Source organism: Acetobacterium fimetarium, from assembly GCF_014284475.1.
In the GTDB taxonomy this organism is placed as follows: Bacteria; Bacillota; Clostridia; order Eubacteriales; family Eubacteriaceae; genus Acetobacterium; species Acetobacterium fimetarium.
Genome location: NZ_WJBC01000010.1, coordinates 63642 through 79543, shown reverse-complemented (window position 1 = coordinate 79543; position 15902 = coordinate 63642). Strand labels below are relative to the sequence as shown.

The window sequence follows — 15902 nt, the reverse complement described above, 5'->3', positions numbered from 1 at the left end:
TGTCCAGACTCGTTTGAATTGCCTTTTCAAACGGTCTTTTGTGATTTTTCACGCTTCATTTCCTGAAACGCTTTTTTTTGATAAAAATTCATTAAGATAAATTGAGAGTCTTACAGCAATTAAACCCAGAAAAACCGCGATGACATTCACAAATGGATTAATAATTGCCACATATATAACAACACCGGTAATCAGGTACCTCAAGAAATATCTGGCCTGAATATAATTTGAAGCCTTTCCCGGTGGCATTTTTATTGCCTTATTACAAGTCAATTGCAACAATCTGAAATTGAGAATACTGTAGAGTCCTCCGAAAAAAACCCCAAGTATATATTTTACAGGCTCTGCTGTCATAAAAGCAAACAGCATGAGTACCAGACAAATAAATCCGGCGCCAATCATTATTTTGGCCGGAAAAGACAGATTAGTCGTTTTCATTCTTGTTCACACTATCCTTTTTGTTCTCTTTTTCTTTTTTCTCGTCATATTCTTCTTGCTCTCGCTTATTATATGCCATCGTCTTCATATTCATTTTCATAGGAATTTCATACAGCTCCCGAAGGCCTGCAATTACACCCAGGAGGATGCAGATAATCATCACCATCGGTCCGGTGTTGAAAAAGTAATTCAGCGCTTTCCCTACAAAAATCATCAGGATGATCGGCATAACCGTCGATATCGCAAGTTGTGTAATTATGGTAAGATACTTGTAAGGCGACTCTTTTTTAGGGGAATCTTTTTTTGAATTCATTGACCTACTCCATTCTCCTAAGCAGCAGCAATATTTTCGTCTTTTTTTCTCTTCTTTTTATTGAACAACTGCGTTCCAGTAAAAAACCGCATTTTTTTTATAAAATCCGGCGCATTTTTGTAACTTTCACCCATAATATCACAATTTTTTAGACTTGTATATACAGCAAGCTGTTTTTTTAGCTTTTAGTATACTTTTTCTCAATGTCATGAATCTTATCGATCCGGCGTTGGTGACGCCCGCCTGCAAATTCAGTATCCAACCAAACCTTGACAATTCGCATCGCCAAACCTTCACCTAAAACGCGTGCTCCCAATGCCAGCACATTGGCATCGTTGTGTTCCCGTGACATCGCCGCCATAAATTCATTGGTACATACCGCGCAGCGGATGCCGGGTACCTTGTTCGCCGCCATGGATATGCCCAAACCGGTGCCGCAAATGACAATGCCCCGGTCGCAGTCACCAAAGCTCACCGCTTCCCCCACTTTTTCACCATAGATTGGATAATCACAGGACTCATTGGAATTCGTTCCGAAGTCTTCAACTTCGAGACCCTGTTCAATCAAATAAGTTTTGACAGCGTCTTTCAAGTCAACGCCCCCATGATCGGCACCAATTGCTATTTTCATTATCATCCTCCTTTTTTAAATAAATGTATAACCTGCCGCTTTATACAGCCGATTTATCAAAGCCAGTGTTTCATTGTTCAGCGGAATATCCTCGGCAAATATCCTTTCCACCCCAAGCTCGTCAAAGGTGCGTAACCGTGAAAACAGATTCTTGGCCATTTCCCTGGGATCCTTCTGACTCCCCAGTGAAATAATGAATCCTTCATGGTAACAGCCCATGGTCTCATCGCTTGCCAGTATCCCAACCGTCATGGGTTTCCCCCGATAGCGGGCAACTGCATTGTTGATTTTCTCGCTGATCTCCTTCTTTGTCCCTTTAACCACCACCATCTCGCCCTTGGGAGAATAGTGGGTGTATTTCATTCCCGGCGAAGAAACCTTTTCCGGTACCACATTTTTGGTGACATTGGATGAAACCGCCACCTCGCCCAGAACCTCACGAAGCTCGGCCACCGTCACATCCCCAGGCCGCAGCACCACCGGCGGTTCCACCGTCATATCAATCACGGTGGATTCCAGCCCGATTTCCGTATCCGCAGACAGGATAATCGCCGCTACCCGGCCATCCAGATCTTCAAGCACATGTTTTCCCTGCGTCGGACTGGGCCGTCCCGACCGGTTCGCACTGGGTGCGGCGATCGGACAACCCGACATTTTTATGAACGCCCGGGCAATTGGATGATCCGGAAAGCGAATGCCGACCGTATCCAGCCCCGCACTGACCTCATCGGGAATCCGCGCTGATTTTTTCATGATCAGCGTCAGTGGTCCCGGCCAGAAGACTTCCATGAGCTTGATCGCCTTTTTCGGAATTTCAGCAACCAGCGGTTCCACTTGTGCTATTTCCGAAATATGGACAATCAGGGGATTATCATTGGGGCGCCCCTTGGCGACAAAGATTTTTTTAACCGCTTCCGGATCAAAAGCATTTGCCCCCAAACCATAAACCGTTTCGGTCGGAAACACAACGGTTTCGCCGTTTTTTATCAGCGCTGCCACTGCCTGCAGCTCTTTTTCGCCAGCCTCGTCGAGACTTTCTATATCAATTATTCTCGTTTTCATTTTTTTATTTCCATTTTCTGCCGAAATGACGTTCTGATTTATTCAGCATCACTCAGCAACTGTTGTTTCAATGACCAGAGTTTTTCAGACAGATCGACATGGTAAACATGCGGATTGACCATCCGTTTGAAAGCCGGCCACAGATTTTCCTTTTCATTCTTGAGGTGCTGCTGAATTTCCGATATGGTCGGACAGTCGTAAACACATTCTCCCTTGATGAAAACCGGAACCAGCAATTCCCGGACATAGTAGTCCGTGATGTTTCTTTTCTTCCAGGTATAAACCGGATGGAAAATCGTCAATGGTTCATCCTGATTGATCACTTCGTCTTCCAGGGTAATCAGATCCGCCAGAGCCATATCATTGCTCTTGCCATAAATCCGGTATATTTTTTTGTAGCCGGGATTGGTGATTTTGCCCGGATCATCAGAAACCTTCAATTTTGGTTTGCCGGCAATCTCGGAAAGCTTGTACACCCCGCCCAGCGAAGGACAGTCATAAGCGGTAATCAGCTTGGTGCCGACTCCCCAGGAGTTGATTTTAGCCCCCTGGCTTTTCAGATCCTTGATCAGATGTTCATCCAGATCCGAAGATGCCACGATCATGGCCGACTCCAGACCGGCTTCATCGAGCATCTTTCGGGCTTCTGTACTAAGGTAGGCCAGGTCTCCGGAATCGATCCGAATCCCATACCCGCTTGTCACGTTTCCATCTGCCAGCGCTTTTTTGAACACCCTGATGGCATTGGGAACGCCCTGGGAAAGCGTATTGTAGGTATCCACCAGCAACACCGCGTTGTCGGGGTTATACTGGACAAATTTCTCAAACGCCTCCAGTTCGGTGTCATAACTCTGAATAAAGCTGTGGCTCATCGTTCCCATCGATGGCCGTTCCAGCATTTCTTCAGTTTCCACCACACTGGTGCCGGTACATCCGCCGATGACGGCCGCCCGGGCGCCATAATAACCCGCTTCTGTTCCGTGAGCCCGGCGCAGTCCGAACTCCATGACCACATCCCCCTTGGCTTCCTCAATGATCCGGGATGCCTTGGTCGCGATCAGGGTCTGATGGTTGATGATGCTCAGGATGGTCGTTTCAACAATCTGGGCCTGAACCAGCGGCGCCTTGACGCGGATGATCGGTTCCATCGGGAAAATAATGGTCCCTTCCGGAATTGCAAAAATTTCCCCTTCAAATTTAAAGTTCTCTAAATAGTCCAAAAACACATCTGAAAATTCCGGATGATTTTTTTTGAGTAATGCCGTATCTTCCCTTGTAAAACAGAGGCCATTGATGTAGTCGATGACCTGTTCCAAACCAGCTGCCACGGTATAACCGCCCTGAAAAGGGTTGGTTCTAATAAAAACATCAAAAACGGCCTCTTCTTTAGCTTTGCCATCTTGAACGTATACATTCCCCATGGTAAATTGATAAAGATCCGTTGCAAGTTGAAGTTTTCGATCAAATTGCATACTAAATTCTCCTTCTTTTCACGCTGCACATTATTTTATCACTTTATTATGATAAAATACAAACATTTTCAATATAAATATTTGCAGGCTTTACCCGATGTTCCCGCTATTTTTACGACATTCGTTTGCTTTTATTTTCTTTGTTAAAAAACATACAATCGGACCAACAAATTTTTGCTTGAAAAACAACTGAAAAAAAGAAATGCTTTCGCATTTCTTCCTTTTTTACGAATAATTTTACCCAATCAGCTGCAGCTGCCGCAATCGCCGTCACAATCACAGTCGCATTCTTTGTCTTCGCCATCATCAGCATCCAGGACTTCAAATCCCATCATTGGGCTGGCCAATTCCCGTTTTTCACGTTCTGCATAAATTTCCAGATCGCTCCAGGGCAGGCCGGCCCATTTGGCCAGCTCGAGATCGGTCGGGTATTCGCCCTCGGATTCGATCTTGCCTTCAACGATCACCAGCGGCAGGCATTCGAGCCCTCTGGTTGCCAGCGCTTCCTTGACCAGATCACTGGCCAGAAAAGCCGGCCCGTCATCCATCACATTGAAACGGGAGACGGAAACACCCCGTTCCCGCAAATCCTGAACCATGTGTTCCATCCGGGTTAACGTTCTTTCAATCATCGGATCGCAGGCGCCGGATGCGCAGCCTGCCGGTTCATATATTTCAATTCTTTTCATAGTTTGCCTCCTGTGTTATAGAAACATGTTAACATAAGCTCGTTTTTTTGCAACACCGAAAAAGTATTTTCTGGATTTTTATTGTTATCAATACTAAGCAACGCTTTTCACAGTCTATTTCGTAGTTGATTAATGTTTTTCAATTTTTACCCAATACTTACTTGCAGTCGGATCAGTCGGCGGAATAACCGTAGTGTCTTCGTTTGTCCAGATATAGACCGAATTGTTGTATTCATAGAGATTGCCAAATGACGGCGGTAATGTTGTTGTCCACCCGGTTTCGTTAACATTTTTAGACTTATATACTGGTGTCTTATCGGTTATTTTTATGAACTTCTTCCGGTCTTCCGGGCTTAACCATCTATAAAAACCATCAGTTGAAGGAAAAAAGCTATAAAAAGGTTTCGACAAATTATCAATTGATACATATGTTCCTCCTTCAATAAACCAGAATGAATAACTGTAAACCGCACCAATTCCTGTTTCAGCGTGCCAATTCCAGATCCACCCAAGTGGATGCCAATTTGAATAAAGGTTATTAAAATAGTCTTCTACGTCTGATACCCTATCGATCCCTTGCACCTTAATAAATTTAGCAGTATAGGTCATTTCCGTATACGCATCACCTTTTGGCGGAATAAAACTCATCTGCGTATCAATCTGTTTTCCACTGTCAAACCATCCCGCGAACATATAGTCCGCCTCGGGTGTGGCTGTCGAACCTGCTGCCGTACCCGTTACTGCTTTGATCGTTTCATTGTCCGGATTGACTTTCCCGCCAGATTCAGCCACATAGGTGATTTTGACATCCAGTTCTTTAAAATTGGCTGTGTACGTTGCCGTTTCCGTCGAGTTTGGAACAAATGTTGGCGTTGCAATAACAAAGCTGCCATCCCTGGTCCAGTTATCAAAAGTATAACCAGCATTAGCCGTGGCCGTTGATCCCGTTGCCTTTGAGTGCTGTGTATCGATGGTATCGCTCTGGTTGGATACCGTACCGCCAGTACCGGCAATATATCTGATCGTCGCGTTGTTTTCCCCCGGATCGTCTGGGTTTTGTGGAACCGGAGCCACAACCGTATCTGGCTTCACGCCATCATGCTTGTCGCAATAAATATTGATGCTGCCATTCTCTGTCTGTGTGTAATAGTTGCCGCCATCTTTACAGATTCCTGCGACCATTATTTTTCCGCCTTTTTCAATTACTTTTATATCCGACACTTTATCAGTTGCAAGATCCACATTGAATTCGTCATCAATAGCTTTAAAGAAAATTCCATATTTAATTGCTACCTGCTCGCGATCACTTCCGTCAATCCTGACGATCTCAGTTGGTGATTTTGTCAGGTCTTTTTGTGCCTGCTGGCAGTCCCGTGTCAGCAGGGCCGTATTCGCGGCACATTCTTTGGCCTGGGAATCCCTCACAAACCCCAGATAGGTGGGGATCGTAAAAGCCGCTATGATCGCCAGGATTACCAATGTCACGATCACTTCGATCATCGTAAATCCATCTCTATTTTTAAAGCTGCCCGACTTTGAAAACATCTGAACCACCACTTCTTTCCTTCCCCTCATATACTGCAACCTGAAAATGCTGTCTGGAATACCGCACTTTCCAACCGGTTTGTTGAACTGCTTACCAGAACATCTGCTCTACTCTGAATCATCCAAAGTTAATACCAGGTATTGTTTAACCGTCCCACCATTGTCATTAAGCGGTACCCGATTAACCAAATTCTTACCCGCCGCATTCGTCACATTCGGCGCATTATTGTTGCTTTGTTTAATATTATTCATTACCACGCCGCCTTTTAAGATACTCATCGTTTTATCCGCCGGTACTAATTCATAGCTTAAAGTATAGGCATCTATTGCAGTAGTTGTTCCATCAGCATTTGTCTGCATTTGTTGAACGGCCGCCACTTTTATCTCCGAAATCCGAGGAATGGTATTGACGCTTTTAGAAAATTGTTTCCTGTTTTGACTATCCAGTACCGGTTCACCCTTGGCATTGACTACTAAAGACATGATGACTTCTTCACAAGTGCCATCTGGTTTAAAACCGATGCTGTAACTCTTTTCAGTATCCTCTTTTGGCTTATCTGCAAGTACCACGAGGATTGCCACCGGCAAGACTTCTTGCAGATTCGTTTCCGTATTCGTAATCGTGCCTTCTTTATTGCTGATGGCCACGCCACGCATATAAATTTTCTGAGACATCAGAAAAACCGAAGATATTGTTGCCAGCAAAATCCCCGTGATCAGCAGAGCGACCAATAATTCAATCAGTGTAAACCCCTTGGTTGAGCGAGTATCAATGAGTTTTTTCAATCAAAAACACCACCCTTTTTAGCAAAGGCTTTTAAATCAACACAGGATTCACCATTGTTATAGTAGACTCGGCTATAAATATTATAACCAATTACCGTCCCACCAGCTGTTACTTCATTTATATAATACTGCTTTGGATTTGTTGTCTTTTTTGAATCATCAAAGCTTGCTGCCATTTTTGTGGCACCATCAACGACAGTATCATTCGGAGGAGTGCCTGCTCCAAGCTGTGTCATTATTCCGTCTACAAGATCCTGGGCTTGTGCCGCAGCATTGTTTTTTGTATCCGTAAAAACGATCATTTTTTGTCCATAGAGCAATGCACCGAGAACCGTAACCAACAGAATAGCTATGATGGCAGTCGCAACCACGGTTTCAATCATGGTAACACCATTTTGATTATTTAATATCTTTTTCATGATGCACCTTCTTAATAGTATTTTTCCAGTTTAATATTCCCAATACTGCCAGGATTGACTACAACACTGGTTCCACTTCCTGGTGCCGCTGGCCATACTGGTAATGAACTACCCTTATACGCAGTAAAATACTTGTGCATCAGTGTTCCTTGTGTTTTGTTTTCTCCGGAAGTATAATTGCCCGCCTTTAAAACACCCCCCTCATGAGTTCCAGTTTGAATATCTGATTTAATAAACACATTTGTTTGGGATGTATTATTTTCATATCTAAATAAACTAACCTTAGCAACATAATTTGAAGTACTATCTAAATTAATATTATCAGACTGCACATAAAGATCTGCATCTGCATCATCTAATTTCAATTCATCACCTTCAAACATTACCAATTGCGCATTATTAATATCTACCGTTGAATTGCACTGTTCATAACCACCATTGAAGCGGATATTAAGTTTGTTTTGAATTGCATTTATTTTTACAATACCCTCTATTTTACTTCCGTTGGGCCAAGTATCCTGAATATTACCAATATATGTTTTTCCTGTCACATCCAAATATTGTGTAGTAATTTCTATTGGATTTGTCATCCTAGATAATGACAAATAATTGGTTATCTTAACTACAGCTGAATTTAATACTAGGGTTGAATTACCATCTAAACTCATAGATTTGCATGTAACGGCTGCAAAGTTCGTAATCCTAACTGTGAGCGCATGATATTCTTCACTTTTAAAATAGTTTTCATCATTTTGATCTCCAGGTCCTCTTATTACACCGCTTACCATTTGGCTGGTTTTGTCCGAAATACCAGTAACTGTTAATTTTGTTTGATATTCTAAATGCATATCCCCCGAACTTAAATAATTCACATTTAAAAACTTTAGCTCCGCTCCTGAACTTTTTGTAGTAATATTTCCAAGTTTCATTTGATTTCTATCATTTGAGCCTTTAATGCATAAAGTCGAGCCACTGTCTAAGCTAACATTGCCACAACTAAAATAATTTAAATTATAATGAGTCGTATCATCGCTCCATCCATTACTTGAGTATGCAGCAAGAAAACCATTATTAACATCAATCAACGAGTTACTATTGCTTATATTTATTTTTCCGTTAGTTTTACTATCGTTTCCAACCCAAATATTTTCGCAATTTGTATAAATCTTAGACTGACTTCCTTCGATAGTAACGTTGCCAGAGATGATAACATTCTTTGCATTAATATAGAGTGCACTGGTGTTTCTTAAGGTAATATCTCCTTCAATAAATAGATTTTCACAATTAATTACAGTTGTTCCCTTATCCCCAATTACAAGTCCATCTTTAAATATAACATCTCCGCCATTTGCAGTAAGTGTATTTTTTCCATGATTCAACTGTGTATACTTTTTCACAAAATAAATTTCGCCTGGCTTTGTTTGATTTGTAGTGGTTTGTACTTTTCCTACAGCCGTCATGTTAAAATAGGATATTGGATCATCACTGTCCACTTCGCTTGTTGCAAATTGATTAGTTACACAAATATTTTGACCCGTTAACTTTAATGTTCTTCCGTTTACCCAAGTAAAGCCATTGCAAATATTCAAATCATTAGATGGATAGTTGAGCGTTAATATCTTATTTTCTTCATTTTGGGGTTGATTATTATTTAATCCTGTAAAATACCCACTGACCGTATTATTCAATGTACTATCATCTGGATTTTTATATATATTTCCTGAAATTCCAATTATCGGGTTATTGTCATATGTTGGTTTAGATGGCGGATCAGGAATGTCAATCGAACCGCCCGATGACGAAGTTTCTGTTTTACTTGATTGCAGATAATCAAAATTAACCTCATAATCTAAATTTCGCCGGAGGTTTTTGGTATCGATTTTATATGTGTAACTTGTCCCAGTTCCATTATTTTTAGACTCGACAGACAAAATACCAATCGCATCACTTTCGCTATCAATGGTTTTCAGCGTATCAGACACATTATTCTTATCCACACAGCCTATGTAAAAGGGACTTTTCATATAATCATCAATTTCTTTAATTTTATCTGCAATTTTCTTGTTAATATCTTCTGTTGATTGATCAGGCGTTTTTACAATTCTACTATACTCATCATACAACGCTTTCAGTTCATTATTCTTTATTTCCAGTTCGCTTTTCCTGTTTCGAATCTCAATCTTCCCATACTCAATCACCGATTTGGCATCGATATAAGCCTGCCGGCTTTCCAGCGACTGCTGGGTAAAGGTAAAATCGCTGTTGGCAATTGCCATAATGGAGGCCACCAGCATCAAAATCACCACACCGATAATGATGACAAATGCCAACGAACTACCTTCTTCACTTTTCAGTTTGCGGATGATTTTATGCTGCATGATCCCACCTCCTGCATTGCATCTTGATTCAGAAAAAGCCAGTTTTTAAACTGGCTTCGGGTTATCGGCAAACCGCCATACCCGCCAATTGTTGATTCGTTGTCGATAATGCTGTTTGCCTATGGTTCTGCCCGCTGTTTGGCCGGGTAAAACCAATTCTGTCTTATTTTATTTATCCATCATATACACATTAAAAGTGACGCTAATGGTGACTGCTCCGCCGTTCAGCCCCTGAGTTGCAACTGAACTATAAGTGCTGGTGCTCGTGCTACTAATTGCGCTTTTCGGTGCAATTTCGAATTTTGAAACGATCATATCCGGACGGGCTGACACGGCATCGAGCAGGCGGTAAAAATCCGCCTGGGTGCCGGTCAGCTCCATCGATACCACGCCGGTTGGAGTCGATACCCCGGATGAAACCGCCGTCGACTGCGTTGAGTCATTCGTTGCGGTGTTTGAGCTCGTTGCGCTGTTCGAATTCTCTGTTGCGGTAGTACCCGAGGTGCTGGTTGAACCGGTCGTGTTGCTGGAACCCGTGGTGGTATTTGTACCTGATGCGGTACTGGTACCGGTCGTATTGCTGGCGCCGGTGCTACTGCCGGAATTCGATGAAGGATCGCCTGACCCGACCATGCCTGCCGCCCCGGATGAATTGGCGACAAAAGTCGGCACATCCTGCGCGGAATTATCCTCAATCGACAGCATCGTGGGCGTCAGGCTGTAGCTCAGGCACAGCTGGGTCAGCAGCACATCAAGCCCTTCATTGGCCAGTTTGACCGAAAACGGGGCCTTGAGCGTCGTCAGCTTGGCATTGGCTTCGTTTCCCGCCGTCATCGTTGACGGCATGCTGTCAATGGCCATAGTCATTGATTCCTGGGTAAATTCCGCTTCCGCGGCCTGACTGCTGACGCTCGCATAGCGCGCATAGGCTGGCAGTGCGACAAAATAGATGCCGCCTGCCACAATCACCAGACAGGCCAGCACATAGATCAGCATTTTTTCACGTTTGGTCAGTTTTTTCATTGCTGATCACCTGCCTTCAAGTAAGCCTCCACCGCAAAGCTGTAACCCGTCACGGTGCTGGTGCCGGCGGCCGTTGTCCCCGTCGTTGTGGTTGTCGATGTCGACGAGGCGGATGTCATCTGGGAATAGCCGCCGTACTCCACCTGGGTAAAATAACCGGTAGCTTTCAGCCGCTCCACAAAATGGGCCGCTTCCTGCACACTGCTGGCGGTTGCGGCAATGGACAGGCATCCGTTCGCATTATCATAGGTCATGCTGTCCAAGGTGATCACACTGTTGCACAGCGTCGCCAGATGGGTCAGCTTGTCGGTTCCCAGGTTGGGATTGCTGGCCACCGCTTTGTTGATCGTCTCGATATCCGAAACCTGGCTATTGAGCTGATCAACCGCATCGGACAGCTGCTGTGCCTGCAGGTACTGCTGCTGGTTGTTTTCATCATTGATGTACGCGTTGGCGTCACTGAGCCGATGCTGGGCATTGATCTGGAGCACAAAGAAAACTGCAAAAACGAGTGCCAAAGCCACCAGCATGCCAATCGGGAGGACCAGGGCTTTGTTTTCAAAATGCCGTTCTTTCTTGACCACCAGGCTTTTTTTATAGGCGCTGTAGAGATTGATGGCTTTGGTGCCGGTAAAGAAGCCGGCAATGGGATAGATAAAGGTTCCAAAATCAAAGATTTCGTCGATGTTGAAGCTGTCCTTGATGTTCGGCGTCTGGGGAATGATGAACACACTGAGGTCCGGGTCAAACACCAGATTCTTCAGCGCGTTCAGTTCATCTTCGTCCAGGCCGGCGTACAGGCTCATGTTCAGCGAATACTCGGATTTCTGGGACTTGTTGAACTGAATCAGGGATGACAGCTTGGCCGACAATTCGTCGGCAAAGGCATCGGTGCCCCGATCCGCCATCAGACGGGAACGGGTCGAAAAAATATAAAGGCCGTTTTCAAATAATATCGACAGCATGTCTTTCCCGTCAAGGATGTTCAGCGCCAGGGTCATGCCGTGATAGTCTTTAGTTCCGGTCACATACTGGATGATCGCGTTCAGCCCCACGTCGATGCTCAAAATCCTGATTTTCAGGCTCTCCAGCAGTGTCACATAGGCCTCGATGACGCGCTTTTCCACGCCGCAGCAGAACATGTTGATCCCGTTCGGCCCGGGGATGTTTGAATAATCCACCACCATGTCTTCATAGTTTCCGGCGGTATCTTCAAACTCCGTGGCCGCCAGTGCCGCCAGCTCCTTCGGTTTGAGTTTGGGAACCTCCACATTTTTGACGGCAATCAGGCTGCTCTCGATCACCAGCTTGACGTTCCGTAACAGATTCGAGTTCTCAGCCATCGCCTCGGAGAGCGTCTGCCGGATGGCATCCTCGTTGGTGATGACGCCGTTGATCAGCGAGCCCGCTTCGACCGGCAATGTTTTAAAATGTTCGATGATCAGACGGCCACCCGTCATCGTCCCCTGGAGGACCTGGATGCCGTCGTTTGAAAAGAATACAATTGTCTGCATATTCTGCCTTTCTATCCGACGTTTTGGTATAAGGTCATAATTGGCAGCATGACCGACAGCATGATGCCGCCGATGATCACTGCCATAATAATAATCATAATCGGTTCAATAAAAGTTACCAACTGGGTGGTTGCCATCTCCGCTTCATAATCAAAGGCGTCTGCCACACTTTCGAGCATCTCATCCAGATTTCCGGATTCTTCTCCGATGTAGATGGTGGACACCAGTTTAGCATCGAACCCGTCGATGGTGTGAATCGAGGCCGACAGGGGCTCGCCATTTCGGACCTGTTCAATGGCCTGCGGAAACTGGTTCTGCAGGTAGCTATTGCCGATGGTGTTCCCGCTGATGGTCAGGGCGTTGATCATCGCCAGACCGCTGGAATAAAGCGAGCTCAGCGTTCTGGCAAAACGCGCCGTATAGATGATTTTCATCAATTTTCCGATTTTCGGTATTTTCAGTTTAAAATGATCCAGCGCCAGTTTGACTTTTGGCACACGGATCAAAAAGGTCACCAGTGCGATAACAATCAGCAGGCCGATCAGATAAAAAAGCCAGTAGGTGGTCATCGAGCTGCTGATGCCGATCATCAGCCTGGTGATCGCCGGCAGTTCGATCCCTTCAAACAGGGTAAAGAACTGGGGTAGAATCAGGGTGAAAATCAGGACCACCACCAGAATGGTCACCACAAACAGGATGACCGGGTAGGTCATGGCGCTTTTTATTTTGCCCCGCAGCTTATGTTCCTTTTCATAATGATCCGCCATTTTCCGGGCCGTACCCTCCATCTGGCCGCTGGCCTCGCCGGATTTGTACATATTGATCAGCAGCTCGGGAAACGAGCCGCCGGTCATTTCCATTGCAAAGGACAGCGTATTGCCGCGCTGAATCTCCTGGTAGAGGACGCCGTAGACCTTTTTGATGGCCGGTTTGATGTCCCGCTCTTCCATGATTTTGATGGCCCGGATCATCGTAATTCCCGACGACAACATGCTGGCGATCTGTCGGGAGAAGTCGGAGATTTCCATCGGTTTGAGTTTGTAGGGTTTCCGATTCTCCTCAACCTCCCGTATGCTGATGGCAAATTCATTGTTTTTGCGCAGGGTCCGGCGGACCGCCGCCGGGTCTTTTGCCTCCATGGTGCCCCGGATCACTTCGGACTGTAGATTTTTGGCTGTGTATTTGTAAACCGGCATGAAGGCCTCCCTCTTCGATATTTTGTCAGGCAATTACCTAAGTACCGTGAGCTTCGCTGCCGATTTACACGAAACAATTTTTACACTGTACGGCGGACAGTCTATCGACTGTTCGCCTACACGTTACAAAATTGTTTGTGTAAACCGGCATCAAAGCAATTTTTGTTCTTATTTTAATTATCTATAATATTGCTATTGTTTATTATAACCCAAACAGTCCTAAATACCAATTGATAATGATGTCGCCGAACAGTAAGGCGGTCATGATGCCCAGACAGAGATAAGGGCCGAAAGCCATGTGTTTGTCTTTGGTTTTTTTGGCCAGCAGGGTGACTGCCACTGCCCCGCCGATCAGCAGGCCGATAAAGGTTGCCAGCAGGGTGTTCTGCCAACCCAGCATGAAGCCGGCCACGGCCATGAGCTTGATATCGCCGCCGCCGAAGGCGTCCGGGATGAACAGCGCCAGCGCCAGCATCGGCAGGCTGACGATGAACAGGCCGATGAACCGCGACAGAATGCCCACCTGGGGAAAAAAGAAAAAGGCAAGCAGCGCCGGCACCATCAGGGCAATCACCAGACCATTGGGAATGGTCATGGTATCAAAATCGATCATGGTCACGCAGATCAGAATGGCACCTGCGGCAAAGGCCACCAGCCACTGCAGCGAGACTCCATAAAGCGCGAACATGAAGATGGCCATCAGGCCAGTGCACAGCTCGATCAGCGGGTAGCGCAGCGATATTTTGGCGCCGCAGTCGGCGCACTTGCCGCGCAGCTGGAAATAGCTGAAAATCGGGATGTTATGACAGCCCTTGATCTGGGTCCCGCAGCTGGGACAGAAAGAGCGGCCGCCAACAAACGATATTTCCTTGGGCACCCGGTAGATCACCACATTGAGAAAACTCCCGATGACGGCGCCGACGACAAAAACATAAAGATACAAAATAATTTCGATGAATATGAGCATAAAAACGCGGTCCTTTCCGACAAAATTGCTGGTCAGCAAATTTACTGTTTGTTTTCAGGCTTTGATTCCAGTTTTCCCGGCGCATATTCGGTCACGCGGCCATTTTTGGTGTAGACGATATAGTCGATGACGGCATCCCGATTGTCATCCACCACCCGGATTTGGGCATCGCGGCTGGTTTCCGCGCCGATAAGCTCGGTCAGATCAGCCTGCACCGGCACATGGTAGTGGCCGGTGGCCTGAAATTCGATGGCCTTGGCCTGGGCCGCCAGATAGACCAGCCGGACATTGGCCGCCTCGGCGGTCTGCTGGAAATCCCAGACCAGCCCGCCGATAATCAGCGCGATCACGGACAACAGCAGCACCACGGCCAGCGCAAACCCCCGGCCAAAACCGGCCATTTCGTGGTCTCTGGGAGGATACTGATAGTCATTGATGGGTTTCATGGTTACCTCCCGCAACCGGTGACGGACGTTTCGGCCACAGCCGGCACGCCCACGGAATCATCCAAAACAAACAGAGTTATTTTAACACAACTTGCCGGTTTTTTCTTTAAGGATTTTAACGGCGTGATGGTTTTTCAGCAGAAAATAGTGCTTGGCGTTTTGACGCCATTCTGCCGCCACCCAAAGTGCAATTGTTTAAAAGCCCCGCAAATAAAAAACACCTCACCCCGCAAACCCAGTACGGGTTTGCGCCTGGGATGGGGTGTCTGCCCTATGGCGCATAGGGAATTGAACAATAAATGAATTTTTATTTTAATCTAGCAATCACAGTTTCACAACGCTTGCATTTCCACCAGAAATAGTTACTTTATACCCAGCTTTGACATAAGTAACTTTAGTGACTTTACCATCTGTAACATCAACTGCCCATCCTGCTTCACCAGCTGTGATTCCAGTCATTGTTGTCGTTGTTGCCGTTGCAACATCAACATCAGAAGCGACAATATCACCTTTCAAATACTTTTGCATTTGATATGCTACTTTATTTTGCAGATTATACGCTGCCTTTCCATCATCAGTTGTTATAGTTGATGGAAATGTTGTAAAATCTTTATCTTGTGCAACTTTAACAGCTGGTGAACTCAAACCTACTTTCAAATTAGTATCCGTCATACTCATTGTTGCATTCATCTCGGTCGCTGTTGCCTGAGCAGCCACATAAACTTCTCTGGCTTCCGCAATATACGCTTTTCCTCTAGCATCATTGACAAATCCCAGCATTGCCGGAATCGTAAACGCTGCCAGAATCGCAAGGATAACCAGCACCACAATAATTTCCACCAGGGTAAAGCCTTTTTTGTCTTTCCGCATTCTGTTAATGAATTCCATATGCATTTCTCCTTTTTATGAAAAATTTATAATATCTATCGCATCACCGGCGCCACGCGGTGATTTATTAGCTCTCTGGATGCTGCTTCATTGATGATCTCAGACTAAACCGGCGGTTTTTTATCCACGTCTTTT

At 45.4% G+C, this 15902-nt stretch carries 16 protein-coding genes; all 16 read right to left on the bottom strand.

The genetic code is table 11. The features are described from left to right. Positions 1-48 precede the first annotated feature (48 nt). Positions 49-402, bottom strand: coding sequence for an ATP synthase subunit I (locus GH808_RS08420; protein WP_186842339.1), 354 nt, complete (start codon positions 400-402; stop codon positions 49-51). Between the two features lie 22 nt (positions 403-424). After that, positions 425-751 carry an AtpZ/AtpI family protein gene (locus GH808_RS08415; protein WP_186842338.1) on the bottom strand — a complete coding sequence of 109 codons (327 nt, stop codon included), beginning with the start codon at positions 749-751 and terminating at the stop codon, positions 425-427. A 178-nt stretch (positions 752-929) separates the two neighbouring features. Then, complete coding sequence (gene rpiB / locus GH808_RS08410; protein ID WP_207722287.1) at positions 930-1382, bottom strand: ribose 5-phosphate isomerase B; 453 nt, start codon at positions 1380-1382, stop codon at positions 930-932. A gap of 15 nt (positions 1383-1397) precedes the next feature. After that, complete coding sequence (locus GH808_RS08405; protein WP_186842337.1) at positions 1398-2444, bottom strand: L-threonylcarbamoyladenylate synthase; 1047 nt, start codon at positions 2442-2444, stop codon at positions 1398-1400. A gap of 38 nt (positions 2445-2482) precedes the next feature. Beyond that, positions 2483-3916 (bottom strand): nicotinate phosphoribosyltransferase, encoded by a 1434-nt coding sequence (locus tag GH808_RS08400; RefSeq protein ID WP_186842336.1) that lies wholly within the window; start codon positions 3914-3916, stop codon positions 2483-2485. Positions 3917-4161: 245 nt separating this feature from the next. Then, complete coding sequence (locus tag GH808_RS08395) at positions 4162-4605, bottom strand: arsenic metallochaperone ArsD family protein (protein ID WP_186842335.1); 444 nt, start codon at positions 4603-4605, stop codon at positions 4162-4164. 129 nt (positions 4606-4734) lie between these two features. After that, on the bottom strand, positions 4735-6180 hold the full coding sequence (locus tag GH808_RS08390) for an InlB B-repeat-containing protein (protein WP_186842334.1): 1446 nt from the start codon (positions 6178-6180) through the stop codon (positions 4735-4737). Positions 6181-6258: 78 nt separating this feature from the next. Beyond that, a complete protein-coding gene (locus GH808_RS08385) occupies positions 6259-6936 on the bottom strand; it encodes a type II secretion system protein (protein ID WP_186842333.1) in 678 nt (225 codons plus the stop codon). Further along, the gene (locus tag GH808_RS08380) at positions 6933-7355 is read right to left on the bottom strand and encodes a type IV pilus modification PilV family protein (RefSeq protein WP_186842332.1); all 423 of its coding nucleotides are present in this window, start codon (positions 7353-7355) and stop codon (positions 6933-6935) included. The genes GH808_RS08385 and GH808_RS08380 overlap by 4 nt, the downstream gene beginning before the upstream one ends. 11 nt (positions 7356-7366) lie before the next feature. After that, positions 7367-9733, bottom strand: coding sequence for a hypothetical protein (locus GH808_RS08375; protein WP_186842331.1), 2367 nt, complete (start codon positions 9731-9733; stop codon positions 7367-7369). Between the two features lie 168 nt (positions 9734-9901). Beyond that, positions 9902-10756, bottom strand: coding sequence for a hypothetical protein (locus GH808_RS08370; protein ID WP_186842330.1), 855 nt, complete (start codon positions 10754-10756; stop codon positions 9902-9904). Then, on the bottom strand, positions 10753-12270 hold the full coding sequence (locus GH808_RS08365) for a type IV pilus biogenesis protein PilM (RefSeq protein ID WP_186842329.1): 1518 nt from the start codon (positions 12268-12270) through the stop codon (positions 10753-10755). The genes GH808_RS08370 and GH808_RS08365 overlap by 4 nt, the downstream gene beginning before the upstream one ends. A gap of 11 nt (positions 12271-12281) precedes the next feature. After that, entirely contained in the window at positions 12282-13466 is a 1185-nt protein-coding gene (locus GH808_RS08360; protein WP_186842328.1) for a type II secretion system F family protein, read from the bottom strand. Between the two features lie 202 nt (positions 13467-13668). Further along, positions 13669-14433, bottom strand: a complete 765-nt coding sequence (locus GH808_RS08355; protein ID WP_186842327.1) for a prepilin peptidase — start codon at positions 14431-14433, stop codon at positions 13669-13671. Between the two features lie 41 nt (positions 14434-14474). Then, positions 14475-14879, bottom strand: coding sequence for a hypothetical protein (locus GH808_RS08350; protein WP_186842326.1), 405 nt, complete (start codon positions 14877-14879; stop codon positions 14475-14477). A gap of 324 nt (positions 14880-15203) precedes the next feature. Then, a complete protein-coding gene (locus GH808_RS08345) occupies positions 15204-15767 on the bottom strand; it encodes a type II secretion system protein (protein ID WP_186842325.1) in 564 nt (187 codons plus the stop codon). Positions 15768-15902 lie beyond the last annotated feature (135 nt).

Excerpts from the sequence above, each read along its gene's own strand:
- GH808_RS08420 (WP_186842339.1), bottom strand. The coding sequence starts at position 402 with ATGATTGGCGCCGGATTTATTTGTCTGGTACTCATGCTGTTTGCTTTT.
- GH808_RS08415 (WP_186842338.1), bottom strand. The coding sequence starts at position 751 with ATGAATTCAAAAAAAGATTCCCCTAAAAAAGAGTCGCCTTACAAGTAT.
- rpiB (WP_207722287.1), bottom strand. The coding sequence starts at position 1,382 with ATGAAAATAGCAATTGGTGCCGATCATGGGGGCGTTGACTTGAAAGAC.
- GH808_RS08405 (WP_186842337.1), bottom strand. The coding sequence starts at position 2,444 with ATGAAAACGAGAATAATTGATATAGAAAGTCTCGACGAGGCTGGCGAA.
- GH808_RS08400 (WP_186842336.1), bottom strand. The coding sequence starts at position 3,916 with ATGCAATTTGATCGAAAACTTCAACTTGCAACGGATCTTTATCAATTT.
- GH808_RS08395 (WP_186842335.1), bottom strand. The coding sequence starts at position 4,605 with ATGAAAAGAATTGAAATATATGAACCGGCAGGCTGCGCATCCGGCGCC.
- GH808_RS08390 (WP_186842334.1), bottom strand. The coding sequence starts at position 6,180 with ATGAGGGGAAGGAAAGAAGTGGTGGTTCAGATGTTTTCAAAGTCGGGC.
- GH808_RS08380 (WP_186842332.1), bottom strand. The coding sequence starts at position 7,355 with ATGAAAAAGATATTAAATAATCAAAATGGTGTTACCATGATTGAAACC.
- GH808_RS08375 (WP_186842331.1), bottom strand. The coding sequence starts at position 9,733 with ATGCAGCATAAAATCATCCGCAAACTGAAAAGTGAAGAAGGTAGTTCG.
- GH808_RS08370 (WP_186842330.1), bottom strand. The coding sequence starts at position 10,756 with ATGAAAAAACTGACCAAACGTGAAAAAATGCTGATCTATGTGCTGGCC.
- GH808_RS08365 (WP_186842329.1), bottom strand. The coding sequence starts at position 12,270 with ATGCAGACAATTGTATTCTTTTCAAACGACGGCATCCAGGTCCTCCAG.
- GH808_RS08360 (WP_186842328.1), bottom strand. The coding sequence starts at position 13,466 with ATGCCGGTTTACAAATACACAGCCAAAAATCTACAGTCCGAAGTGATC.
- GH808_RS08355 (WP_186842327.1), bottom strand. The coding sequence starts at position 14,433 with ATGCTCATATTCATCGAAATTATTTTGTATCTTTATGTTTTTGTCGTC.
- GH808_RS08350 (WP_186842326.1), bottom strand. The coding sequence starts at position 14,879 with ATGAAACCCATCAATGACTATCAGTATCCTCCCAGAGACCACGAAATG.
- GH808_RS08345 (WP_186842325.1), bottom strand. The coding sequence starts at position 15,767 with ATGGAATTCATTAACAGAATGCGGAAAGACAAAAAAGGCTTTACCCTG.